We start from the raw sequence: 21,270 nt of genomic DNA on the forward strand, positions 1-21,270 counted from the left end.
CCACACGGCCAGCGCCGTGCACGCGGAAATGACAAGCCCGCCGGAAGGCGGGCTGGAATGTGCGGCATAGCGGGGCTTACGGCGTCAGCGTCAGCACCACCGTATCGGAATACCCGCTGGCCACGGGCGCCACATCCAGATCAGCGCCCTTCACCGTGGCGGTCAGCGTCAGTGTTTCCGGAGAAGCAATACCCTGTCCGGTGCCGGTGCTACGCTCCAGCGCCAGCGCATAGGGCAGCTGGTGTTCGCCTGCCGCCATCTTTTTCTGGCTGGCATCGCCATGCAGGCCGTCATCGGTACTCAGATTGTAGGTAATGCCGTTGCTGCACCAGAACGAGGTGCTGCCGGTCTTGCTCTGGTCGCCACTGCCCGCCTTCAGGTCGCCCAGATTGATAGTGACATCATTGCCATCAGTGAAGGCACACGTACCCACCACATTGGCATTGATGATGACATTCTTGCTGGCGGCCATGGCATGGCCACTGGCAAGCAGGGCAGCAATGGCAAGGGACGGGATGATGAGGGCACGCGACATGGGCAGTTCTCCGTAGGCATGTGCCTGTGGCACAGCGGATTGATTGGACTGCGCCGTAGTGTAAGTGGCGATGCAGCCGCCGCACTGTGGCAAATGTCAGGCAGAACCGGTGTAAAAATACCAAGCCGCCGGCATACCGCCGACGGCATCAGGGATCGACGGTGAGGACGACGGTGTCGGAATAGGCGCCGACCGGACGGTTGGCATAATCAGCCTGCCGAACCGTCGCGGTAAGACGGATATCAATATTGCCACCGTTGCCGAGCCCGGACTGGGGGTCGGCAACCAGCGTATAGGGCAGCCGACCGCTGCCGTTCTGTTGCGCCATCTGGCGTTGCGTTCCGGCCGGATACAGGCCATCGCTCAGCCGCACCGTAAAACGGGTACCGCTAGTGCAATTGACCGGGGCAACCGCGCTGATGCTGCGATCACCACCGTTCAGCGCGCCGAAATCCATCACCAGATGATCCGGTGTCAGGAAGGTACACCCGCCCAGCACCAGGATGTGCATGTGCAGGCCGGCGGTCGCGGCGGCATGCAGCGGCAAGGCCAGCGAGCCCAGCAGCAGCGCGCTCAGTAGTCGATGTGTACGCGCTGCCATGTTTCTTCCGTGCTGGTACTGATCATGACCCAGCCAGCCTGCTGGCGGCAGCTCAGCCAGGCCGCGCTGGGGGTGCGCTGCTGCACGCGCAACACGGCTTCAGGCTGGGCAGCCTCGTGGAAAAATGCACGCTCGGCCTGCAGCCGGCACTCCGCAACAATGTTGGCCGCCACACGCACCGCCTTGGCCTGCGCGGGCAGGCTGCAGCTGAACAACAACAGGCAGAAAAGAAAACGCATGGTACCGGCCGCAACTGGAAAACTGTTGCAGGGCGCGCAAAGGCGTGCACTGCATCATTGATCGCTCATGGTAGCAGAACGCCTCTGCCAGCAGCAGTAACAAGTCACAGCGGCAATGACTGCCGGTCCGCGTGGGGGGGCTCGCGGGCCAGCCACGCCGCCAGCAGTTCGGCATAGGGCACTCCGTCGATCATCAGCCCGTCGAGCTGACCGCCGCTGATGCTGGCATCGCGCAAATCGCAATCGTGCAGCCGGGCACCGCCCAGATCGCAGCGCTCCAGCGTTACCGGCTCGGGATCATTGTTCCAGCCACGAGCGAGATCGTGCAGGTGGGCACCGCCCCAGCTGCCATGGCACAGCTCCAGCCGCGCCAGGCGCGCATCGCCGATGCAAAGCCCCGTGGCGTTCACATTATGCAGGCGGGCATCGACCAGGCTGGCATTGTTCAGTTGCAGGCCAGGCAGTGCGCAATTGCTGAAGACCGCATTTTCCAGCCAGCAGTCATGCCAGAGTGCGCCCGACTCGGCGCTACCCCGCTGCACGTTCGCGGCGGCCGTGGGTCCTCCCAGCGTTTTGCGGAAATAGCGAAAGCCCGCTTCGCAGCCGGTTTCCTCGTAGCCGCAGCGCCGGTAAAACCGGGCATTGTCCTCACTGGCGGCACTCGTTCCCAGCTCCCATTGCCAAGCCTCTGGTACCGTCTGCTCCAGCAGTGCCAGTGCCGCCAGCCCGATTCCACGGCGCCCCAGAGCCGGATCGACATACAGATCATCCATGTAGGCAAGCCCGGCAAAGGGCCCGCTGTAGGCCACACCACCCAGCAGCACGCCGCCGGCTTCGATGCACGAATACTGCGTTGCCCGGAGCTGATAGCGGATCAGCTCGGGCGAACCACGGCCACCCGTGCCGGCCTCATCGCCATCCAGCGGGTTCCATGGCCCCCAGCGGCGATAGTGATCGGCAAACGCGGCCTGCTGGATACCGGCCAGTGCCAGCACATCCGCCTGCCCGGCCGGGCGCAGCTGCAACGGGAAAGCCGTCAGCAGATCCGGACGTGGCAGAATGAACAGCGCGTAGTCCTCGGCTTCCTGCGGCAGCCTGGCGCGGCCGCGCGGCAGAAAGCCGCAGCGTGCCAGCAAGGCCTGCGAGGCCGGATTGGCATCCAGTGCAATCGCGGCAATTGCCGCCAGCCCGGGGCAGCGCGCAAACAGTGCGGCACAGGCCGCGCCGGCCGCCTCGCTGGCCAGCCCCTGCCCGCGCCACGCCGGGGCCAGGGCATAGGTCAGCTCCGGCCAGGGCAAGCCCAGCCCGGGCTTTTCCCAGAGACCGATCCAGCCGATCAGCTCGCCGGTCTGCGTCAGCGTGATCGCATAGAACCAGCCACTGAGCGCATCCTGCCAGTCGCCATACCAGCACTGCCAGTCGGCCAGATAGCGCGCCAGCGCAGCACGCGGCATCTGCCAATCCGGCAGCAGGGCGTGGATTTCGGGCAGGGAGGTCAGCGCATGCAGCGCGTCGAGGTCGGCGGGGGTAAATCGGCGCAGCGTCAGCCGCGCGGTAGTCAGATCCGGAAGCATGATGGGTTCCATGTGGCGGGCGCCGCAGAACGCCTTGTGGGCGCCGAGCAGCGGCAGCCGTTGCGGGCAAGAAAAGGGAATTGTCACGCCCGGCGACCACGCTGGTTTAACCCTGCTTGCGCAGATGTTTCACGTGGAGCGATGGCTGGATATATGTATCGGCAGCCCGTGCTTGCGGATAAAGGCCTTGCGGGCAATACCCGCAACATTCCGGTCAAGTGGTCGGATTGCACAGCAATTGCCGGCGCAGCGGCGCACAATCGCTGGTTTATGCGACCGGAGCAACGCGATGAAACACTTCCTGCTGACCTGCAGCCTGCTGCTCGGATTGGCCGGGCTGGGCAATGCCACGCCGTTCCGCGAAGAAGACGCCGTCGCCCGCCTGTTCCGTGCACAGCAGGTCAATGGCACCCTTGCCGTGTATGACACCCACAGCGGCACCATTGCCGGCTACAACGGGCCACGCGCCGTCGAGCGCTTTGCCCCCGCCTCCACCTTCAAGATTGCGCACAGCCTGATCGGGCTGGATACCGGCACGGTCAGCAGCGTCGACGAGGTGTTTTTCCACTATGACGGCCAGCCGGCGTATCTGGATACCTGGAAGCAGGACATGAATCTGCGCCAGGCCATCGCGGTATCCAACCTGCTCGCCTACCAGCAGCTCGCCCGGCAGATCGGGCTGAAACAGGAACGTCAGCAGCTGGCACAACTGCAGTACGGCAATGCCAAAACCGGCAAGGATGTCACCACCTTCTGGATCGACAACACGCTGCGCATCAGTGCCATCGAGCAGACCCAATTCCTGGCACGGCTCGCCACTGGCACCCTGCCCTATCCGGCCGAACAGCAGGCTGCCGTGCGCGACATCGTGAAACTCGACAGCGGCAGCGGCTGGACACTCTACGGCAAAACCGGCTGGGCCACGGCAAGCAAACCCGGTGTGGGCTGGTTTGTCGGCTGGCTCGAGCGCGAGGGCCACATCTACAGCTTCGCGCTGAACATGCAGATCGACGACGCCAGCCAGCTGCCGCAACGCGTCACCCTCGCCCGCCAGGCGCTCGCAGCACTCGGGCTGATGACCGAAGACTGAAACAGCCAGCCCGGCCTTGGCAGGCAAGGGTATCTTGACATGACCAAGTTACTGCAATGGCTATATCAGAGTACCCACCAGGGTACTCTGCTGTCAGCGGCGCACCGGTCCCCATGAATGCAGCTGCCCGCCGAATTCGCAGTAGCTGGGCAGCTGCACCTGCACGATGGTCATGCCAGCCAGCTTGAATTCCGGCAACTGGCCGGTCAGCCGCGTCTGCAGGTCATCGACCACATGCCCCAGCTGGGTACACTCGCACTGGCCCAGATAAACCACCTCGGGCAGGCAACCATGCACTTCCAGAAACGCGGCACGTTTGCAGATGATGTCGTTGATCAGGTTCATGAATCCGCTCCACGGAAACGACGCGGACAGTCTGTACCTGCCTGATTCCACAGCAAAAAGCGGGCGATATACGGTGTGATTCTGTTGTGAAAATGATGCGCTGCATCAACAGCGGGCTCACGGCTAGGCACCCAGGGCAGCCCTGACAATTCCTCATCAGAGAGGCCATCGATTGCAACACAAAGGGAATTGCCTATCCCGGCCATTCTGACTCCGGATGGTTTCGGAAAAGGCCGAAGTAGCACTGCGTGTTGTGCATACGAACGACAGCGTCAGGCACAGAAACATTAAATCCGTTGCACTTGGATCTTGAGACCGCCCTGTATTTATGCCGCGCGATAGGGTGTCGGATCAGGGACACCGGCCTGGGCGAAGCCGGCAGCGCGCAGGCGGCAGGCGTCGCATTTGCCGCAGGCCTCGCCCGTTTCGCTGGCCTGGTAGCAGGTCACCGTGAGGCCATAATCAACACCCAGCGCGATACCGGCCTGGATGATCTCGGCCTTGGTCAGCCGGATCAGCGGGGTATGGACGGTGATGGATGCACCTTCGACCCCCACCTTGGTCGCCAGCCGTGCCATGGTCTGGAAGGCGGAGATGTATTCCGGGCGGCAGTCCGGATAGCCGGAATAATCCACCGCATTCACGCCGATGTAGATGTCGTGCCCACCCAGCACTTCCGCCCACGCCAGTGCGTAGGACAGCAGGATGGTGTTGCGTGCCGGGACATAGGTCACCGGAATCACGTCTGCCTCGACACCGCTTTCGGGGACGGCGATGTTCGCATCGGTGAGCGCCGAGCCACCGAAAGCAGCGAGATCGATCTTGACCACGCGGTGCTCGACGGCGCCCAGTGCTTGGGCGACACGCCGGGCAGCAGCCAGTTCGGCATTGTGGCGCTGACCATAATCGAAGGACATGGCATACGGGGCGAAGCCATCGCGGCGCGCCATCGCCAGGCAGGTTGCGGAATCGAGGCCGCCGGAAAGCAGGACTACGGCTGGACGGGTCATGATTTGTGCTCCGGGGCCGGCGCCAGCGGCAGGGTTTGCAGCATGCGCTCGGCCAGTTCGTGATACAGATTGGTGTTGAAGAATAATCGGGCCACGGTCGAGGCCACCAGTGTGGTTGCCAGAATCGAGATCACCATTTCATGGCCGTCGGTCATTTCCATCAGGATGATCGCGCTGGTCAACGGTGCACGGGTAACGGCCGCCAGTGTGCCGGCCATGCCGATGGCCATCAGTTTGACCGTGAGCGTACTGGCAAAAAACGGTGCCAGCCAGCTGCCGACACCGGCACCCAGCGCGAGTGACGGGGCGAAAATCCCCCCGGGCAGGCCGGTGAGGAAGGTGGCAACCATGCCGATCAGCTTGAGCGGCAGAAAATACCACGGCAGGGCCTGCGCGTGATCGATCGCCGTGCTGGTGACCTCGGCGCCGCTGCCGTGAATCGGCGCGATCAGTCCGCACAGCGCGATCAGCAGGCCGATCCCCGCGATGAAGCGATAGGGGTATTGCCGCTGGAACTGCTGCACCGATTGCGGTACCCAGCGCCGCGTGTGCACGCACAACCAGGCAAACAGCCCGCCAATCAGTCCGGCCAATACGCCGATGATCGCAACCGGCAGCAGAATGCCGTAGTCGAAACCTGGCACGCGGATATGCCCGAAATACACGTAATCCCCCTGCAGCGCCAGCGAGACCACACCGGCCAGAATCACCGCACCCAGCAGCTTGCCGGAAGTCTGTTCCTCGACCGAGCGCGCCAGCTCCTCAAAGGCAAACACGATGCCAGCCAGCGGCGTATTGAAGGCCGCGGCGATGCCGGCCGCACCGCCGACCAGAATCAGCTGGCGGCGCAGCACGGCCGTATCCTGCGGAGCCAGCTTGCGCAGGCTGAACATGATGCTGGCACCGATCTGCACCGTGGGGCCCTCGCGCCCCAGCACGAATCCGCTACCCAGCCCCAGCACGATGCCGGCGAACTTGGCGACAGCGATGCGCAGCGACAGCAGGCAGCCGGCGACTTCGGGCCGCTCGGCCAGTTCGAGACAAGCCTTGGCCTGCGGAATGCCGCTGCCCTCCGCACCCGGGCCGCAGCGCTGCATCAGCCAGCGCGCCAGCATGCCGCCCAGCGGCACGAGCAGCAAGGGCGACCACCAGTAGGCACTTTGCAACGCATGAAAACCACCCGAGGCCCATTCGGCACACTTGGCCAGCAGCACCGCCACCACGCCAACCATGGCCGCACCCAGCCACAGCAACAGGGTGCTGCGGGTACGTTCCGGCACACTTTGCAATGCCGATAGCCAGCGGGTGAAAAGCACGGGGGATTCCTGCTCGGTGTGAACCCCAATTCTAACCAGTGCAAGGCCAGCCTGCCGCGCCAATTTGAGCGCAGCGGTAGGTAAATTTGTCGGCTAGGCAGCGATTGCTCCCCGCCACTGCTTGGTGCTCATGCCGAACAGCCGGCGAAAGGCACGGTTGAATCCCCCCTGGCTCTGGTAGCCGTTACCCAGTGCAATCTCCAGCACCGGCCGTTGTGGTTCTTCGCGCAATTGCCGGGCAGCACGCTCCAGCCGGCGGCGCTGCACATAATCCCCGGGGCTGATCCCCACACTCTGACGGAACAGGCGATGAAAATGGAAAGGGGAAAAATGCGCCCGGCTTGCCAGAGAGGTGAGGTCGAGCGGCTCGTCCAGATGGGCATCGATGTAGTGCAGCACGCGGACCAGCCGCGGCGGGCAGTTAGGCACGGGGGTTATTGTGGACATGCAAACTCCTGCAAGCAGTGATTCTGCCTGGGATTCTGGCGGAGCTGGCCGTGCGCAATCCGCTTGATTTGGTCAAGAGATGTAAAAAAATGTGAAAGCCCGGATAAAGCTCTGCGCAATCCGGCTTGACGCTCGCGGCAGTGCGGAGAACCATACAGCCGTTGCCAAACCGCATTACACCGATGAACAAGATCCTGATCGTCGAGGACGACCGCAAACTCGCCGCGCTGACCGCCGAATTCCTGCAGCAGCATGCCTTTGACGTCAGCACGCTGGCTCGCGGCGATGCGGTGCTGCCCTGGCTGGACAAGCATGCCGTCGATCTGGTGATTCTCGATCTGATGCTGCCCGGACGCGATGGCTTCGAGGTGTGCAAGGACATCCGCCGCCAGCATGATCTGCCCATCCTGATGCTGACGGCGCGCGGCGACAGCATCGACCAGATCATCGGGCTGGAAAACGGTGCGGACGATTATGTGGTCAAGCCGGTCGAGCCGCGGCTGCTGCTGGCGCGGGTCAAGGCGCTGCTGCGACGCAATCACAAGGAAAGCCGCGAACAGCGCGACCTGATTACGCTGGGTGCATTGCAGATCCGCCGCTCGACACGTACCGCGCTGCTGGCCGGGCGCGAGATGACGCTAACCTCCAGCGAATTCGAGCTGCTGTGGCTGCTGTGCGAGCGTGCCGGTGAGGTCGTCAGCCGCGATGAAATCCTGCTGCACCTGCGCGGCATCGATTTCGACGGCTTTGACCGCTCGGCCGACGTGATCATTTCCCGGCTGCGCCGCAAACTGGGCGAGCAGCAGGATCACCCCCACCGCATCAAGACGGTGTGGGCCAAGGGCTACCAGCTCACCGCTGCGGGAGATGCCTGATGTGGTCGATTTTCCTGCGGCAGTTCATTCCGCTGGTTGCCACCATCCTGCTGACGCTGCTCGGGGTGGGGCATTTGTCGGGCAAGCTGCTCGATGACTATTTCCAGGATTTCGCGCAATACAGCTATCAGGGGCCGTTCGATGTGCTGCAGGCGTCGCTGCTACCCGCCGGCGCCGCGACCAGCGATGCCGAATTGCTGGCCAATGCACAGACAATGCACCAGCGCATGGGGCGTTTCGGCGTCAATCTGCGCCCGCTGGACAGTTTCGAACCGGCCCCCCGCGCGCGGCTGGCTAAGGGTCACGTCTGGGTCGATATGAACAACGAGTTCTTCTTCCGCCGCATCGCCGACCGCAATTATGTGCTCAGTATCGAGCCCCCCAATCCGCCGAACATTCTGGCGCTGAATATCCTGGTCTATGTGATCGCCGTGCTGCTGCTGGCCATCGTGTATTTCTTCCTGTTCGTGCGGCCATTCTGGCGTGATCTGCAGACGCTGCGCCAGGCTGCGCAGCGCATGGGTGAGGGCGATCTGGATACCCGCATTACCCTGCACCAGCGCTCGGTGCTGCAGGCACTCGCGCAGCGCATGAACGAGATGGCCGGGCGCATTGCCCAGCTGATGCGCAACCAGAACGAGCTGCTGAATGCCGTAGCCCATGAACTGCGCACGCCGCTGGCACGTACCCGCTTTGCCATCACCATGCAGGAAGAAGCAGCAGCCGAACGGCAGCCGCTGCTGCGCCAGAGCGCACTGGATGATCTGGATGAAATGGAAACACTCATCCGCGAGCTGCTGGGCTATGGCCGGCTGGATGCCCGCAGCGGCCCGCCGCAATGCAGCGCCATCCCCGCCGCGGTGTGGCTGACCGAACTGAGCAGCAGCCCGGATGACCGCCTGCCGGTCACGCTGGCACTGGCGGATGCACCGGCCACGCTCTTTGCCGACGCGGCACTGCTGGAGCATGCGCTGGTGAATATCCTGCGCAATGCCCAGCGCTATGCCTGCAGCCAGATTGTGCTGTCCTGCCGGAGACTGGCGAACGGACACTGCGAAATCGTGATCGAGGATGATGGCCCCGGCATCGCCGAAGCCGACCGCGAACGGGTCTTCGAACCCTTTGTGCGGCTGGATGACAGCCGCAGCCGCGACACCGGGGGCATCGGCCTGGGGTTGGCCATCGTGCGCCGCATCATCCAGCGGCACGGCGGCAGTGTGGCCGTCGCCGCCGCACTGGCTTTCCCCAGTGGTGCTCGCTTTGTCGTGCAGCTGCCGCCCTCGCCCTGATGCCATTGTTGCCGATAGACCACAGCCGGCATTCACACTTTTTCACAGTTCCACACGCTTTTACGATTATTCCACCCGCGCTTGCACCTAGAGTCAGCGACGTTGCCCACCAGGGCCAACGTACAACGACACACAGGGAGCATCATGCGCATGATCCGCAACGCCGGCCTGCTGCTGGCCATCAGCCTGCCGCTGGCACATGCCGCCGGCGACGATTCACAGAACAAGGACCAATGGCAGTACCGCGTCTGGAACAGCGCCATGGGCGCCTGGGATGATGCCACCGATGGCAAGAACTGGCTGGTGGTTGCCTCCGGCGGGGTGCTGGTCGTACCGGCCTACTCGGGCAGCCGCGAAAGCAAGGCCACTCCTCTGGCTGATGTGACCGTATCGCACCGTAGCGGCGTATTTTTCAGCAGCAGCCAGGGGTTGGGCTATCGCTACGATGGCCAGGGCTGGTATGCGAACGGCAGCATCAACTACAGCGCCGGACGTGAAGAAGACGACGCCAAGGATGAGCACCCCAACCCGCTCGCAGGCATGGGCAACATCAAGGGCGGCGCACAATGGGTTTCCGGAGCAGGCTATCAGCTTGGCGATCTGGGACTCTCGGTACTGTGGCAAAGCGGGCTGGCCGAACGCAATCGCGGCAACACCCTGAATCTTGGCGCCAGTTATCCGCTTTATAGCAGCGAGCAGCTGAGTGTGAATGTCTCGGGCAATCTGCTGCTGGCAGACAGCCAGTACCAGCAACGCTGGTATGGTGTCAGCCGAAGCCAGTCCGCCAGCAGTGGCCACCCGCAGTATGACGCCCGCGGCGGACTATCCGAATCCAGCCTTGGCTTGACTCTGAGCGTGCCACTGAGCGAGAACCTGAGCTGGCTGAGCAGCGTGCAATACACACGTCTGCTGGGCGATGCTGCCGATAGCCCGCTGACGCAGCGATCCGGCTATGTCAGCGGTGGCACCGGGCTGCAGTACAGCTGGTAGGCAGCGCTGATGAATACTGCCGCAAGCACATGGCCACTGGCCGGTATCACCCGCGAGCGCTTTGGCCGACGAATCGCCTGCGTATTGCGCAGGCTGTTCGATGAGCCCGAGCCCTGGCAGGTCGCAGCAGAACTGGCCAGCTTGCTGGAATTGCACCGGTGCCGAAGGGTGCTGCTGCTGTCTCCGCAAGCTGCGAGCCTGCACGGGCAATTACTGGCGTATTTCCGGCTGCGCGGTAGCGGTCCGGAACTCACCGCCGTCGGAGACATACCGGCTGCCCTCGCGCAGGGGCTGGCGGATTTCGACGGCATCATCCTGCACGATCTGGGGGAATTACCCGCGCTGGATTGCCTGCGGCCCTTGCTGGTCCCCAATGCGCTGCTGGGCTGGAGCCAGCAGCGGGCCGGCGGGCCGGACTACCTGCGCAGCTTGCTGCACTGGCTGGATCCGTACTGCCAGTCCCGCGAGCCGCGGCTACCCGAAACAGCAAGCGAGATCCGCTGGCACCCTACCCGCTGCGGCCATGGCCAGTTGCTGGCATGTCGTATATAGATTATTGGGTATATCAACCCAATCCATATAATTCATTAACTTGATTGCTATACCCCTGGCTTTTCACCCCAGAGGATCTTGTGCAGCTGCACCTGCATGCGCACCGGCAGGCGGTCTTCCAGCACCCAGGCGGCCAGATCCTGCGGCGGCAGCGTTTCCCACACTGGCGAGAACAGCACTGGCGCTTTTTCGTGCAGGCGTTTTTCCTGCAGCAACTCGCGTGCCCACTCGTAATCGGCCCGGTTGACCAGCACGAATTTGATCTCGTCCCGCTCGTTCAGATCATCAAGCGCCGGCCAGTGCATGTTCTGCATCTCGTTGGAAGCCGGCGTTTTGATATCGAAAATGCGCGAGACGCGCGGATCAACCCCGGCAATCGGTTCGCCACCACCGGTTTCGACACTGACCGAATAACCGGCATCGCACAGCCGCTTGAACAGCAGATGCACACCCTTCTGCACCAGCGGTTCGCCACCGGTCACACAGACGGTCTTGCAGTCGTAGCTGGCAATCTGCGCCATGATGTCGTCCAGATGGCGGGTTTCACCACCGGTAAAGGCATAGGCACTGTCGCAGTAGGTGCAGCGCATCGGACAGCCGGTGAGGCGCACGAACACCGTCGGCAGGCCCATGCGGCTGGTTTCGCCCTGCAGCGAATGGAAAATCTCGGTAATGCGCAAGGTTTCACGCATGGCAGACTCCTTGCCGGAAAACAGTCCGGGGGATGAAAAGAAAACGGCGCCGCACAGGCAGCGCCGTCACAAATTTTAAGCGAATCAGCAGCTTGCGTCGAGGCGCTAGCCATTGAAGCCTGTCAGTTGACCGCCGTCAGCGCCTTCTTGGCGGTGGCAGCGGCATTGCTGCTGGGGAAACGCTCGAGAATCTCGACCAGATATTTGCGCGAGGTTTTCTTGTCGCCCGTGGCCGCCGCAACCGACGCCAGCCCCAGCAGGGCATCCGGCGCATTGGGCGCATCGGCAGTATTGGCCACCACACCGAAGGCCGAGTTGGCGGCCTTGTAGTTCTTGGTTGCCGCATAGCTCACGCCCTGCCAGTACTGTGCGGTGCTCAGCTGCTTGCTTTCGGGGTAGTCCGCCAGAAATTTGTCGAACGTCGCCAGCGCTTCCTTGTGCTTGCCGGCCTTGACCTGCGCGACGCCATTATCGAACAGCTGCTGTTCGCTCAGCGGCGCAGCATCGCCGGTACCGGCAGCGGGCTTGGCGGTTTCGACGGTGCGCAGGCGGTTATCCAGATCGATGTAGAGGTCTTTCTGGCGCTTGGCGCTCTCATCCTGATTGAATTGCAGCACTTCCAGCTGACCGCGCAATTGCGCGATTTCTTCCTTCTGCTGGTCAAGCTGGCGCACCAGATCCAGCACCCGCTTGTTACCGGCTTCAAGCATCTGCAGCCGCTGCACGTTTTCCTGCTGCAGCTGGTTCACCTTCGCCGTCAGGTCGGCAACCTGCTGACGGGCAACATCATCATCGAACAGGCCGGCTTGCACCAGGCCGCTGGCAGCCAGCAAGGCAACGGAACACAACAGTTTGCGCATGGATTTCCCCGAATCGGACAAGCACAACGGGCCTCACGGCCCGTTGGCAACAGCAATGCACGATACCGAACTCGCCTGCCGGCAGGCAAGTTCGTCCCGGCTTATTTCGGCATTTCGCCCTGATAGACGATTTCGGCACGACGGTTGCGTGCCCAGGCTTCGTCGGTATCACCCAGTTCGATCGGCTTTTCTTCACCGAAGCTCACCGATTCGATCTGGGCATCCTGCACGCCCAGCGCGTTCATCATTTTCTTCACTGCGTCGGCGCGCTTCTGGCCCAGTGCCAGGTTGTATTCCGCGGTACCGCGGTTATCGGTATTGCCCTGCAGGATCACCTTGGCATCCTTGTTGCCCATCAGGTACTTGGCGTGGGCCTGGATGACTTCGTTGTACTCGGCGCTGACCACGTAGGAGTCGTAGTCGAAGTACACCCGACGGGTCGACAGAATGTTGTTCGGGTCGGTCAGCGGGCTGTAGCCCTTGCCGCTGGTGCCGGAGACATCGACCGGTTTCACGGTAGCACCGTCGGTCTGGCTGCCGCCATTGGCACCGGCATTCTTGTCGGTAACCGGGGCAGTGTTGCTGGCACACGCCGCGAGCAGCGCAGTAAGGATCAGGCTCAGGCCAATCTTTTTCATCGATTTCTCCTTGCAGAGTCGGATTACGGAAATACGGATTTCAAACCGGAGGTGAGCATGGCAGGGGCCGGAAAGTTCCCCTGACGGCAATAGTTACGGCAGCATCGGCCCCCAGGCTGGCTGGCGAACGTCGCCATTCTGCGCCTTCAGCCGCTGCTTCACGCGGCCGTCAACCGACACCACCGCCAGCGAACCACGAGCGCCGGTTTCGTACAGAATCATCTGGCCATTCGGAGCAAAGGTCGGCGAATCGTCCAGACCGGAATCGGTCAGCGTCATGCTCTGGCGGGTAGCCAGCTCCATGATCGCGACACGATAGCCCCCCTCGCGGCTAATGTAGGTCATCGTCTTGCCGTCCGGCGAGAATTTGGCGCCGGCATTGTAGGCGCCACCAAAGGTGACGCGCTCGACACCGCTGCCATCCCGGTTCATGCGGTAGATCTGCGGGCTGCCACCACGGTCAGAGGTGAAATAGATGCGGCCATCCGGGCCGAAAGCCGGTTCGGTGTTGATGTCACCGGTGGTGGTCAAGCGGCGCAGATTGCTGCCGTCCAGATCTACCAGATACACATGGCTGCCACCATCCTTGGTCAGTACCACGGCCAGCTGACGGCCATCGGGTGACCAGGCCGGAGCCGAATTGCTGCCCTTGAAATTGGCAGCCGCCCAGCGCTTGCCGGTTGCCAGCTCGTGCACATACACCGCTGGCTTCTGCGTTTCAAACGACACATATGCCAGGCGCCCGCCATCGGGCGACCATTTCGGCGACATGATCGGCAATTTGGAGCTCAGCACGCTTTGCGCGCCATAGCCATCGGCATCAGCCACCTGCAGCTCGTAGCGGTTCGGCGCCGTTTTCAGTACATAGGCAATCCGCGAGGCAAAAGCGCCCTTCTTGCCGGTGATCTTCTCGTAAATCATGTCGGCAATCTGGTGTGCCATGCGACGAGCCAGCGCCGGCGAACCGCGCTTCTCGAAGCTGATCAGTTCCTTCTTGCTGGCCAGATCGATCAGCCAGAAGCGGATCACCAGTTCGTTGCCCTGCATTTCGGTGCGGCCAACCAGCATGGTCTGCGCGCCGCGCTGCAGCAGTGCTGCCGCATTGATCTCGGCAGGCGAAAACGGCACTGGCGACACATCGCCGGCACCGATCACCTTGAACAGGCCTGAAAGCGTCAGGTCATTGCTGATGACCGGCGTCACAGGCTGCTTGAGACCGGCTTCGTTCTGGAACGGCGCAATCGCAATCGGGTATTGCTGGCTGCCGACACCAACCACTTCGACCACCATATCGGCGTGGGCACCACCTGCCAGCAGCAAGCTGGTCGTTAGCGACACCAGAAGCTGTTTCATCCAACGCATGAATCGGTTTCTCCTGTCAGGTTCTTATTTCGGACGGAATTTCCATTCCACCGAGCTGAAGTCGTTGTACGTGGCCCCGTTTTCCGGCTTGGGGAAAGGAGCCGAACGGCGGATTGCGGATTCGACCGCCTTGTCCCATTCCGGATCACCACTGGGCTTGAGCAGCTCGACATCACGCAGCTCGCCACTGGGCAGCAGCCGGATGCGGAATACCGCCTCCGGATTGCCCTTCTCGCTGCTGTAGTTGATTTTCGACTTGATCAGCGCACCGACCCGATCGGCATAACCCCGGCCCAGCCCAGCCCCGGAACCATTACCCGGCCCGGTATTGCCGGTAGCCTTGGGATTGGTGCCGGTTCCACCGGGTTTACCCCCAGAAGTGCTTTTCGGCGCATCTGCATTTTTAGCGACATCAGCCATCGCTCCAGCAAGAATATCCGCCGAAGATTCACTAGGCTTCTTGGCCGGTGTTGGCTTCGGCGCAGGCGTTGCCTTGACCACTGCTGTCGGCTTGACCGGCTTCGGAGTCGGTGCCGCCGTCGGTTTGGGTGTCGGCGTGGGAGCAGGAGTCGGCTTGGGCGTCGGTGTAGCCCTGGGCAGCGGGGTCGGCTTCACCTTTTCGGCAATATCCGCCGGTTTCTGGTCTTCCGGCTGCGGTTTTTCCACCGGCTTGATTTTGACCTTCTCCGGCTCGACCGGCTTGGGGGCGACCGGTGCCGGTGGCGGGCCACCCCACAGCTCGACTTCGACCGGCTTGGGATGCTGGGTTTTCCATTGCACCGACAGCAGCAGCCCCAGCGCCAGCAGCAGATGCATGGCCAGGGTCAGCGCAAAGGCCAGGCCCTTGCGCTCGTTGCGGTCGATCTGATCCTGCCAGCGCATTTACTTGGCCTGTACCTGCAGGGCAACACGCTCGATGTCGGCGGCTTTCAGCCCGTCCATCACGTTCATCACCTGTTCGTAGCGCACATTCTTGTCCGCTGAAATCACCACCGGCCGGGCATTATCGCCCTGGCCAGCCAGACTTTTCGCTGCAGCAACCAGCTGGGCGATGTCGGCATAGCCTTCACCCGGCTGTTCCGCCTTTTCTTTCAACTGCAGCGCGCCGTCCTTGTCGATCATGACGAACAGCGGCGGTTGCGGGTTTTGCTGCTTGCTGGTCTTGCCAACGCTGGGCAGCTCGATGGTGCCCTGCTGCATCATCGGTGCGGCAACCATGAAGATCACCAGCAGCACCAGCATCACGTCGATGTAGGGAACGACGTTGATTTCGCTCTTGGCGCGACGGGGTCGGCGGGTACGCATGCCAGCGGCTCCTTAGCGAACGCTCTGGCGTTGCAGGATGTTGCTGAATTCCTCGATGAACGTATCGAAGCGGTTGGCCAGACGGTCGGCGTCCGCGGCAAAGCGGTTGTAGGCCACCACGGCCGGAATCGCGGCAAACAGGCCGATGGCGGTTGCCACCAGCGCTTCGGCAATGTGCGGCGCAACCGTGGCCAGCGTGGCCGCCCCGACATTCCCCAGCCCCTTGAAGGCATACATGATGCCCCACACGGTACCGAACAGGCCGATATACGGCGAGACGGAACCAACCGATGCAAGGAAGGACGTGTGCTTGTCCAGATAATCGAGTTCACGCTGGCAGGCTGCCCGCATCGCGCGGCGGGTACCCTCCATCACGTCGGACAATTCCATGCCGGCTTTCTGGCGCAGCTTGAGGAATTCGGCAAAACCGGCCTGAAAGATGTTTTCCATGCCCACGCCGTGTTCGCGGCGCACCTGCTCATACAGGGCATTGATGTCCGAACCGCTCCAGAAGCGTTCTTCGAACTGGTCGGTTTTCTTTTTCGCGGTGGAAATCGTGAAATGCTTGCTGAAGATGTACCACCACGACAGGAAGGACAGGATCAGCAGAATGGCCATCACGGCCTGCACGACAAAGCTGGCCTGCAGTACCAGGGAAATGATGGACATGTCTTCAACGGGAGCGTTCATGACGCGCTGATCTCCTGAAAAACGGGTAAATGGCCGGCAAGCAGGCTGGCCAGAGATTATTCAGCCCGCATTTTGGCTGGTTTTCGGGACAATTGTCATTGTTTACATGTCACAAAACGTCAGCGGTTGCCATCGCTTGCCGGTGGCTGCAAACCGAAATGCTGGTAGGCCGACAGCGTCGCGATGCGTCCCCGTGGCGTGCGCTGCAACAGACCCTGCTGAATCAGGTAAGGTTCCAGCACATCTTCGATGGTGTCCGGCGATTCGCCGATGGCTGCGGCGACGTTATCCAGCCCGACCGGGCCTCCGCCAAATTTCTCGATCACGGCAGCAAGCAGCTTGCGGTCCATCACATCCAGCCCGGCATGATCGACATCCAGCATCTGCAAGGCCGCATCGGCCACGTCGCGTGTCACCAGCCCGTCGTGTTTTACTTCGGCAAAATCACGTACCCGCCGCAGCAGGCGGTTGGCAATCCGCGGGGTACCGCGAGAACGGCGAGCGACTTCATACGCCCCCTGGGTATCCATCTGAACATTCAGCAAATTCGCTGATCGCACGACGATACGTGACAGTTCTTCCGCAGTATAAAACTCCAGTCGTGCAACAATGCCAAAACGGTCGCGCAGCGGATTGGTCAGCATACCCGCGCGAGTGGTCGCCCCAACCAGGGTGAAGGGGGGCAGATCCAGCTTGACCGACCGTGCGGCCGGCCCCTCGCCAATCATGATGTCGAGCTGGAAATCTTCCAGCGCCGGGTAGAGGATTTCCTCGACGACCGGGCTAAGCCGGTGGATTTCATCGATGAACAACACATCGTGCGGCTCGAGATTGGTAAGAATGGCCGCCAGATCACCGGCCCGTTCCAGCACCGGGCCGGATGTCTGGCGCAGATTCACACCCAGTTCACGGGCAATGATGTGCGCCAGCGTGGTCTTGCCCAAGCCGGGAGGCCCAAACAACAGTACGTGGTCGAGTGCTTCGCCGCGTTTTTTCGCAGCCTCGATGAAAATTTCCAGCTGACCGCGTGCCTTCAGCTGTCCGACGTATTCGTCCAGCAGCTTGGGACGCAGCGCGCGTTCGAGCTGCTCTTCCTGCTGCGAGAGCGTTTTGGCTGTCACCATGCGCTCGGCAGGCAGGGCAGATAGGGAATCGGTTTCGATCATGCTCAGCCGATCTCAAGCGGAAAAAGAACGATCGTACACCATTTTGCCAGCCTAGCTCTGCGTGCAGCAGCCAGATGGCGTGGTTCTGCCCGAATACCAGCGCACTAGCAGACAGCACCAAACGCCAGCGAGCAGATAGGCCGCCAGAATATCGGTCAGATAATGCACTCCGAGAACCAGCCGCGCCATTCCCGACAGCAGCACCCAGATTGTCGCCAAAGTCAGCCAGAGTAGTTGCTGCCTTGGGTAATGCCGGATCAGTACGTTGGCGAGCAACACAGCCAGTGTCAGTGCTGCCATGGCATGCCCACTGGGAAACGAGCTGCTGTCGACCTGCATCAGGTGTTCCCAGTGTGGCCTCGGACGTGCAATCAGGCTCTTGGCCAGATAGTTCAGGCCCCAGCTGCCAAGCAATCCCGCGGGTATCAGCAAGGCAGCAAAGTAGTCCTGTCGGGTACGGGCGAACCAGCAGGCAAGCACCATGGCCAGCAAGAGCGTCACCGGGCCACTACCGATCAGGCCAATCTGCTGGCTGAGCGATACCAGCCAGTCATTGCGCGCATACCACCAGCTGCCTACAGACGTATCCAGACTAGCCAATGCAGGAAAAGCCAACAGCAACACCACGAATGCCAGCAGCAGGGTAAAGCTCAGAAACAGGCGCATGGATGTTCGGATTTGCGTTTTCGATACGCTCAAGACCGCGAAAGCGTAGCCAGGTTCAGGCCACTTGCTGGCAGTTTTGCAGTTGGCAAGATCCTGAATCAATGCCATCTGCCATGAAAATACCGTGCCCAGCTGTCTTCACAGCCGGTTCTTAGTTCTTTCAAGAAAGAAAGATAGGAATAATGGATAAGCTTGGCTGAAGGCTGTGGATAAGCCGGTTTTTCCCTTGTCAATCAATCTGCTGGCACACTTCTCAAGCTGGGTACAAACGAGCCTTTTGGCTGTTGGCAAACTGGCGAGAAAAAACGTCGGCCGGTGTTCTGGCGCCACTTATTCAAGCCAGCACGCCGTTTATCCCCAGCCGGGCTGTGAACAAACCCGCTTATCTGGCCAGTGCCTTGAGTGCCTGCCGGATACCACTGCTGACATCGCAATCGGCTGGCAAGGTTTTCATTGCTGCGGTGGCTTCTTTCTCGTTGTAACCCAGCGCCTGCAAGGCTTGCAGGATATCGTCACGGATCGGCTCGCCACCTTTGCTACCTTCGCTGGCAGCAAACAGCGGGCCGGCAGATACCAGTTTTCCGAGCTTGCCACGCAATTCCAGGATCAGACGCTCGGCGGTTTTCTTGCCGATGCCGGGGATTTTCGACAGGCGTATCGCGTCTTCACTGGCCAGCGCCTGTGCAAATTCGTCGCTATTCATGCCGGAAAGGATGGCCAGCCCGATTTTGGGTCCGATACCGGATACCTTGATCAGCTCCCGAAAGGTGTCGCGTTCCTGGCGAGTGGCAAATCCGTAGAGCTGATGCGCATCTTCACGGATTGCAAGGTGCGTATACAGCACGCAGCTTTCACCCAGATGCGGCAGCACATAGAAGGTACTCATCGGCACATCGAGCTCGTAGGCTACGCCAGCGACATCAAGCAGAACATGTGGCGGCTGTTTTTCAACGAGGTGTCCGGTAAGGCGGCCAATCATGAGTGAAGAGTCTCTTGCAGTCAGCTAAGCCGCGAGTATACGTCCAAGCTGGCAATGCTGGCCGAACAGCTGTCACTGATTCCTGGTCGCTGCCGATGGCGCAACATCTTCCCCTGCAAGCCGGCAGTGCGGGACGAGCCACAGGTACTTATTAGTACCTATGCGGGTATTTACTTATAAGCCTTATATTTCAATAGCTACAGAAAAATACCTGCCTAGTTTAAGTACGTAATGCCGCCTCGATTTTGGCTTTTAGCTCATTCATGTCCGGCGTACCGACGTACTTCTGCAAAATGGCGCCATCCTTGCCAATGAGAAACGTGGTCGGCGTCAGATTTACGCCACCGAATGCGGTAGCTGCCGTGTTTTCCGTGTCGTGACTGATCAGAAACGGCAGCTGCATCTTTTGCTGGTAGGTATCGATGTAGTTGCGCTGGTCATACTGCATGGCAATCGCGACAGTCTGGTAGCCCTGCTGACCGTATTGCTGCTGGATTTTCACCAGATCAGGCATTTCCGCCATGCAACCAGAGCAGCTGGTAGCCCAGAAATTGACCAGAACGACTTTACCGCGTAGCTCCGTCAAAGACAGGCTCTTCTGATCCAGTGTCTTGAATTGCAGTTCAGGAGCCATGTCCTTGCGGGGGATCAGCAGGAACGCTGCTGCAATCAGGATAACGACAATGATGGCTACAGGAATCAGACGTTGCTTCATGGATTGTTCAGTCGTTGAGCGTGGTTTGGTTCGCAGTTTACATCGACTGCGCAGCTAGAGACTGTGGTGGCTGATGAATGTTCCGTTTATCTACATAGTTTGATAAGAACAGGTAGGAAAAGATAATAGTGTTGGCTGTTTGCTGTGGATAAGTCATTTTTTCCTTTTTCATCAGCAACTTGGCTTCACATAAGGTGTGGGAGGAAATCGCATTGTGCCTGTGGATAGTTTGGCGATGAATTTTCAGCGCTGTTTTGCACCCCGGTTTCCCACAGGCAACATCCGTTTTTTCCACAAGCCAAGTGCTTGATTTGATTTGCGCTTTGTGAACAGCATGTATAATCCGCCGTTTTGATGGGGAAGCACGATGGCAATTCAGTGGTTTCCGGGGCATATGCATGCGGCCCGGAAGAAAGTGGCGGAAACCATGGCCAAGGTCGACATGGTGATCGAGGTGGTTGACGCCCGTTTGCCGGTCTCCAGCTGCAACCCCATGATCAATCAGCTGCGCCGATTCCGGCAGCGTCCTTCGCTGGTGATCATCAATAAAACCGACATGGCCGATCCGCAGCTCAATCAGGCCTGGCTGAACTGGTTCCGTCAGCAGCCTGATACCTTTGCCATGCTGCAGGGCGAAGATAACCGGGCACAGGCCGGCAGCCGCATCGGCGAGATGTGCCGCCAGATCGTGCCGCACCGCACCGGGCAGGAAAAGCCGGTTCGCGCGATGATTCTGGGTATCCCCAACGTCGGCAAATCGACGCTGATGAACGCGCTGATGAAACGCAAGATAGCCAATGTGGCCGACACACCGGGGGTGACCAAAAGCCAGCAGCGCGTCGAATTGCCCAATGGCACGATCCTGTATGACACCCCGGGTTTGCTCTGGCCAAAACTGGAAAGCGAGCTTACCGGCTACCGTCTGGCACTGGGTGGTTCGATCGGCCGTAATGCCTACGACGAAGTTGACGTGGCCTGGTTTGCCATCGAGACGCTGCGCGAGCGTTTCCCTGATGCATTGATCACGCGCTACAAGCTGAAGACACTCGAAGGTGAAGTCGAAACCATTTTCAACGCGATTGCCCGGCAGCGTGGCGCTGTGATGAGTGGTGGCCGCATCGACGAGCAGAAAGCCGCCGAGCTGATCATCACCGATTTCCGCAGTGGCAATCTGGGACGCCTGACACTGGAACGGCCGGAGGAATTTACCGGTCTGCCGACGTTCAACGCCAAGCTTGATGATCTGCCAGCTGACGAGGAAACCGATGAAGCGTGAGTGCGGCAGGTGATACAGCCTGCCTTGCAGAGATTGTCATGCCACGAAATGGGCATAC

General features: G+C 60.9%; 25 protein-coding genes. 6 read left to right on the forward strand and 19 right to left on the reverse strand.

Annotation, left to right across the window (positions count from 1 at the left end; genetic code table 11):
• Nucleotides 1-76: 76 nt before the first annotated feature.
• The 4 genes from INR99_RS02300 to INR99_RS02315 all read right to left on the reverse strand — a co-directional run bounded on the left by INR99_RS02300 (nt 77) and on the right by INR99_RS02315 (nt 2,949).
• Nucleotides 77-535: a spore coat protein U domain-containing protein gene (locus tag INR99_RS02300; RefSeq protein ID WP_194114667.1), complete on the reverse strand. Its 459-nt coding sequence runs from the start codon at nt 533-535 to the stop codon at nt 77-79.
• A gap of 148 nt (nt 536-683) precedes the next feature.
• Nucleotides 684-1,136, reverse strand: a complete 453-nt coding sequence (locus INR99_RS02305; RefSeq protein ID WP_194114668.1) for a spore coat protein U domain-containing protein — start codon at nt 1,134-1,136, stop codon at nt 684-686.
• Nucleotides 1,109-1,375 carry a hypothetical protein gene (locus INR99_RS02310; RefSeq protein WP_194114669.1) on the reverse strand — a complete coding sequence of 89 codons (267 nt, stop codon included), beginning with the start codon at nt 1,373-1,375 and terminating at the stop codon, nt 1,109-1,111. The genes INR99_RS02305 and INR99_RS02310 overlap by 28 nt, the downstream gene beginning before the upstream one ends.
• A 104-nt stretch (nt 1,376-1,479) precedes the next feature.
• Nucleotides 1,480-2,949 (reverse strand): GNAT family N-acetyltransferase, encoded by a 1,470-nt coding sequence (locus tag INR99_RS02315; RefSeq protein WP_194114670.1) that lies wholly within the window; start codon nt 2,947-2,949, stop codon nt 1,480-1,482.
• 289 nt (nt 2,950-3,238) lie between these two features.
• Here INR99_RS02315 and blaOXA point away from each other — a divergent pair, with 289 nt between their 5' ends.
• Nucleotides 3,239-4,039 carry a class D beta-lactamase gene (gene blaOXA / locus INR99_RS02320; RefSeq protein WP_194114671.1) on the forward strand — a complete coding sequence of 267 codons (801 nt, stop codon included), beginning with the start codon at nt 3,239-3,241 and terminating at the stop codon, nt 4,037-4,039.
• 93 nt (nt 4,040-4,132) lie between these two features.
• Here blaOXA and INR99_RS02325 read toward each other — a convergent pair whose 3' ends face one another.
• The 4 genes from INR99_RS02325 to INR99_RS02340 form a co-directional block, all read right to left on the reverse strand.
• Nucleotides 4,133-4,384 (reverse strand): hypothetical protein, encoded by a 252-nt coding sequence (locus INR99_RS02325; RefSeq protein WP_194114672.1) that lies wholly within the window; start codon nt 4,382-4,384, stop codon nt 4,133-4,135.
• 326 nt (nt 4,385-4,710) lie between these two features.
• Entirely contained in the window at nt 4,711-5,394 is a 684-nt protein-coding gene (queC, locus tag INR99_RS02330) for a 7-cyano-7-deazaguanine synthase QueC (protein ID WP_194114673.1), read from the reverse strand.
• On the reverse strand, nt 5,391-6,710 hold the full coding sequence (locus INR99_RS02335) for a chloride channel protein (RefSeq protein WP_194114674.1): 1,320 nt from the start codon (nt 6,708-6,710) through the stop codon (nt 5,391-5,393). Before INR99_RS02335 ends, queC begins: the two co-directional genes overlap by 4 nt.
• 93 nt (nt 6,711-6,803) lie before the next feature.
• Nucleotides 6,804-7,157 (reverse strand): helix-turn-helix domain-containing protein, encoded by a 354-nt coding sequence (locus INR99_RS02340; RefSeq protein ID WP_194114675.1) that lies wholly within the window; start codon nt 7,155-7,157, stop codon nt 6,804-6,806.
• A gap of 182 nt (nt 7,158-7,339) precedes the next feature.
• Between INR99_RS02340 and INR99_RS02345 the strand changes: the two genes are divergently transcribed.
• The 4 genes from INR99_RS02345 (at nt 7,340) to INR99_RS02360 (ending at nt 10,863) form a co-directional block, all read left to right on the forward strand.
• Nucleotides 7,340-8,032: a response regulator transcription factor gene (locus tag INR99_RS02345; RefSeq protein WP_194114676.1), complete on the forward strand. Its 693-nt coding sequence runs from the start codon at nt 7,340-7,342 to the stop codon at nt 8,030-8,032.
• Nucleotides 8,032-9,321 carry an ATP-binding protein gene (locus INR99_RS02350; protein WP_194114677.1) on the forward strand — a complete coding sequence of 430 codons (1,290 nt, stop codon included), beginning with the start codon at nt 8,032-8,034 and terminating at the stop codon, nt 9,319-9,321. The genes INR99_RS02345 and INR99_RS02350 overlap by 1 nt, the downstream gene beginning before the upstream one ends.
• A 144-nt stretch (nt 9,322-9,465) precedes the next feature.
• On the forward strand, nt 9,466-10,311 hold the full coding sequence (locus tag INR99_RS02355) for a MipA/OmpV family protein (protein WP_194114678.1): 846 nt from the start codon (nt 9,466-9,468) through the stop codon (nt 10,309-10,311).
• 9 nt (nt 10,312-10,320) lie between these two features.
• Nucleotides 10,321-10,863: a hypothetical protein gene (locus tag INR99_RS02360; RefSeq protein WP_194114679.1), complete on the forward strand. Its 543-nt coding sequence runs from the start codon at nt 10,321-10,323 to the stop codon at nt 10,861-10,863.
• Nucleotides 10,864-10,910: 47 nt separating this feature from the next.
• On the opposite strand, the gene queE is transcribed toward INR99_RS02360, so the two are convergent.
• The 11 genes from queE to INR99_RS02415 all read right to left on the reverse strand — a co-directional run bounded on the left by queE (nt 10,911) and on the right by INR99_RS02415 (nt 19,936).
• Entirely contained in the window at nt 10,911-11,555 is a 645-nt protein-coding gene (queE, locus tag INR99_RS02365; RefSeq protein WP_194114680.1) for a 7-carboxy-7-deazaguanine synthase QueE, read from the reverse strand.
• A gap of 122 nt (nt 11,556-11,677) precedes the next feature.
• On the reverse strand, nt 11,678-12,415 hold the full coding sequence (gene ybgF / locus INR99_RS02370; protein WP_194114681.1) for a tol-pal system protein YbgF: 738 nt from the start codon (nt 12,413-12,415) through the stop codon (nt 11,678-11,680).
• 101 nt (nt 12,416-12,516) lie between these two features.
• Nucleotides 12,517-13,053, reverse strand: coding sequence for a peptidoglycan-associated lipoprotein Pal (gene pal / locus INR99_RS02375; RefSeq protein WP_194114682.1), 537 nt, complete (start codon nt 13,051-13,053; stop codon nt 12,517-12,519).
• A 93-nt stretch (nt 13,054-13,146) separates the two neighbouring features.
• Nucleotides 13,147-14,415, reverse strand: a complete 1,269-nt coding sequence (gene tolB / locus INR99_RS02380) for a Tol-Pal system beta propeller repeat protein TolB (protein WP_194114683.1) — start codon at nt 14,413-14,415, stop codon at nt 13,147-13,149.
• Nucleotides 14,416-14,439: 24 nt separating this feature from the next.
• Entirely contained in the window at nt 14,440-15,297 is an 858-nt protein-coding gene (gene tolA, locus INR99_RS02385) for a cell envelope integrity protein TolA (RefSeq protein ID WP_194114684.1), read from the reverse strand.
• Nucleotides 15,298-15,720: a protein TolR gene (gene tolR / locus INR99_RS02390; RefSeq protein WP_194114685.1), complete on the reverse strand. Its 423-nt coding sequence runs from the start codon at nt 15,718-15,720 to the stop codon at nt 15,298-15,300.
• A gap of 12 nt (nt 15,721-15,732) precedes the next feature.
• On the reverse strand, nt 15,733-16,410 hold the full coding sequence (tolQ, locus tag INR99_RS02395; protein WP_194114686.1) for a protein TolQ: 678 nt from the start codon (nt 16,408-16,410) through the stop codon (nt 15,733-15,735).
• Between the two features lie 119 nt (nt 16,411-16,529).
• Nucleotides 16,530-17,576 carry a Holliday junction branch migration DNA helicase RuvB gene (gene ruvB, locus INR99_RS02400; RefSeq protein ID WP_194114687.1) on the reverse strand — a complete coding sequence of 349 codons (1,047 nt, stop codon included), beginning with the start codon at nt 17,574-17,576 and terminating at the stop codon, nt 16,530-16,532.
• A 51-nt stretch (nt 17,577-17,627) separates the two neighbouring features.
• A complete protein-coding gene (locus INR99_RS02405) occupies nt 17,628-18,242 on the reverse strand; it encodes a phosphatase PAP2 family protein (protein WP_194114688.1) in 615 nt (204 codons plus the stop codon).
• A gap of 382 nt (nt 18,243-18,624) precedes the next feature.
• Complete coding sequence (gene ruvA, locus INR99_RS02410) at nt 18,625-19,221, reverse strand: Holliday junction branch migration protein RuvA (protein WP_194114689.1); 597 nt, start codon at nt 19,219-19,221, stop codon at nt 18,625-18,627.
• Between the two features lie 220 nt (nt 19,222-19,441).
• On the reverse strand, nt 19,442-19,936 hold the full coding sequence (locus tag INR99_RS02415; protein ID WP_194114690.1) for a peroxiredoxin family protein: 495 nt from the start codon (nt 19,934-19,936) through the stop codon (nt 19,442-19,444).
• Nucleotides 19,937-20,303: 367 nt separating this feature from the next.
• Here INR99_RS02415 and ylqF point away from each other — a divergent pair, with 367 nt between their 5' ends.
• Nucleotides 20,304-21,212: a ribosome biogenesis GTPase YlqF gene (ylqF, locus tag INR99_RS02425; RefSeq protein WP_194114692.1), complete on the forward strand. Its 909-nt coding sequence runs from the start codon at nt 20,304-20,306 to the stop codon at nt 21,210-21,212.
• The last annotated feature ends 58 nt before the right edge of the window (nt 21,213-21,270 follow it).

The sequence above is a fragment of the Chitinilyticum piscinae genome (genome assembly GCF_015223195.1).
Taxonomy (GTDB): domain Bacteria; phylum Pseudomonadota; class Gammaproteobacteria; order Burkholderiales; family Chitinibacteraceae; genus Chitinilyticum; species Chitinilyticum piscinae.

Coding starts and splice junctions, on each gene's coding strand:
- INR99_RS02300 (WP_194114667.1), bottom strand. CDS start 535: ATGTCGCGTGCCCTCATCATCCCGTCCCTTGCCATTGCTGCCCTGCTT.
- INR99_RS02305 (WP_194114668.1), bottom strand. CDS start 1,136: ATGGCAGCGCGTACACATCGACTACTGAGCGCGCTGCTGCTGGGCTCG.
- INR99_RS02310 (WP_194114669.1), bottom strand. CDS start 1,375: ATGCGTTTTCTTTTCTGCCTGTTGTTGTTCAGCTGCAGCCTGCCCGCG.
- INR99_RS02315 (WP_194114670.1), bottom strand. CDS start 2,949: ATGCTTCCGGATCTGACTACCGCGCGGCTGACGCTGCGCCGATTTACC.
- blaOXA (WP_194114671.1), top strand. CDS start 3,239: ATGAAACACTTCCTGCTGACCTGCAGCCTGCTGCTCGGATTGGCCGGG.
- INR99_RS02325 (WP_194114672.1), bottom strand. CDS start 4,384: ATGAACCTGATCAACGACATCATCTGCAAACGTGCCGCGTTTCTGGAA.
- queC (WP_194114673.1), bottom strand. CDS start 5,394: ATGACCCGTCCAGCCGTAGTCCTGCTTTCCGGCGGCCTCGATTCCGCA.
- INR99_RS02340 (WP_194114675.1), bottom strand. CDS start 7,157: ATGTCCACAATAACCCCCGTGCCTAACTGCCCGCCGCGGCTGGTCCGC.
- INR99_RS02345 (WP_194114676.1), top strand. CDS start 7,340: ATGAACAAGATCCTGATCGTCGAGGACGACCGCAAACTCGCCGCGCTG.
- INR99_RS02350 (WP_194114677.1), top strand. CDS start 8,032: ATGTGGTCGATTTTCCTGCGGCAGTTCATTCCGCTGGTTGCCACCATC.
- INR99_RS02355 (WP_194114678.1), top strand. CDS start 9,466: ATGCGCATGATCCGCAACGCCGGCCTGCTGCTGGCCATCAGCCTGCCG.
- INR99_RS02360 (WP_194114679.1), top strand. CDS start 10,321: ATGAATACTGCCGCAAGCACATGGCCACTGGCCGGTATCACCCGCGAG.
- queE (WP_194114680.1), bottom strand. CDS start 11,555: ATGCGTGAAACCTTGCGCATTACCGAGATTTTCCATTCGCTGCAGGGC.
- ybgF (WP_194114681.1), bottom strand. CDS start 12,415: ATGCGCAAACTGTTGTGTTCCGTTGCCTTGCTGGCTGCCAGCGGCCTG.
- pal (WP_194114682.1), bottom strand. CDS start 13,053: ATGAAAAAGATTGGCCTGAGCCTGATCCTTACTGCGCTGCTCGCGGCG.
- tolB (WP_194114683.1), bottom strand. CDS start 14,415: ATGCGTTGGATGAAACAGCTTCTGGTGTCGCTAACGACCAGCTTGCTG.
- tolA (WP_194114684.1), bottom strand. CDS start 15,297: ATGCGCTGGCAGGATCAGATCGACCGCAACGAGCGCAAGGGCCTGGCC.
- tolR (WP_194114685.1), bottom strand. CDS start 15,720: ATGCGTACCCGCCGACCCCGTCGCGCCAAGAGCGAAATCAACGTCGTT.
- tolQ (WP_194114686.1), bottom strand. CDS start 16,410: ATGAACGCTCCCGTTGAAGACATGTCCATCATTTCCCTGGTACTGCAG.
- ruvB (WP_194114687.1), bottom strand. CDS start 17,576: ATGATCGAAACCGATTCCCTATCTGCCCTGCCTGCCGAGCGCATGGTG.
- INR99_RS02405 (WP_194114688.1), bottom strand. CDS start 18,242: ATGCGCCTGTTTCTGAGCTTTACCCTGCTGCTGGCATTCGTGGTGTTG.
- ruvA (WP_194114689.1), bottom strand. CDS start 19,221: ATGATTGGCCGCCTTACCGGACACCTCGTTGAAAAACAGCCGCCACAT.
- INR99_RS02415 (WP_194114690.1), bottom strand. CDS start 19,936: ATGAAGCAACGTCTGATTCCTGTAGCCATCATTGTCGTTATCCTGATT.
- ylqF (WP_194114692.1), top strand. CDS start 20,304: ATGGCAATTCAGTGGTTTCCGGGGCATATGCATGCGGCCCGGAAGAAA.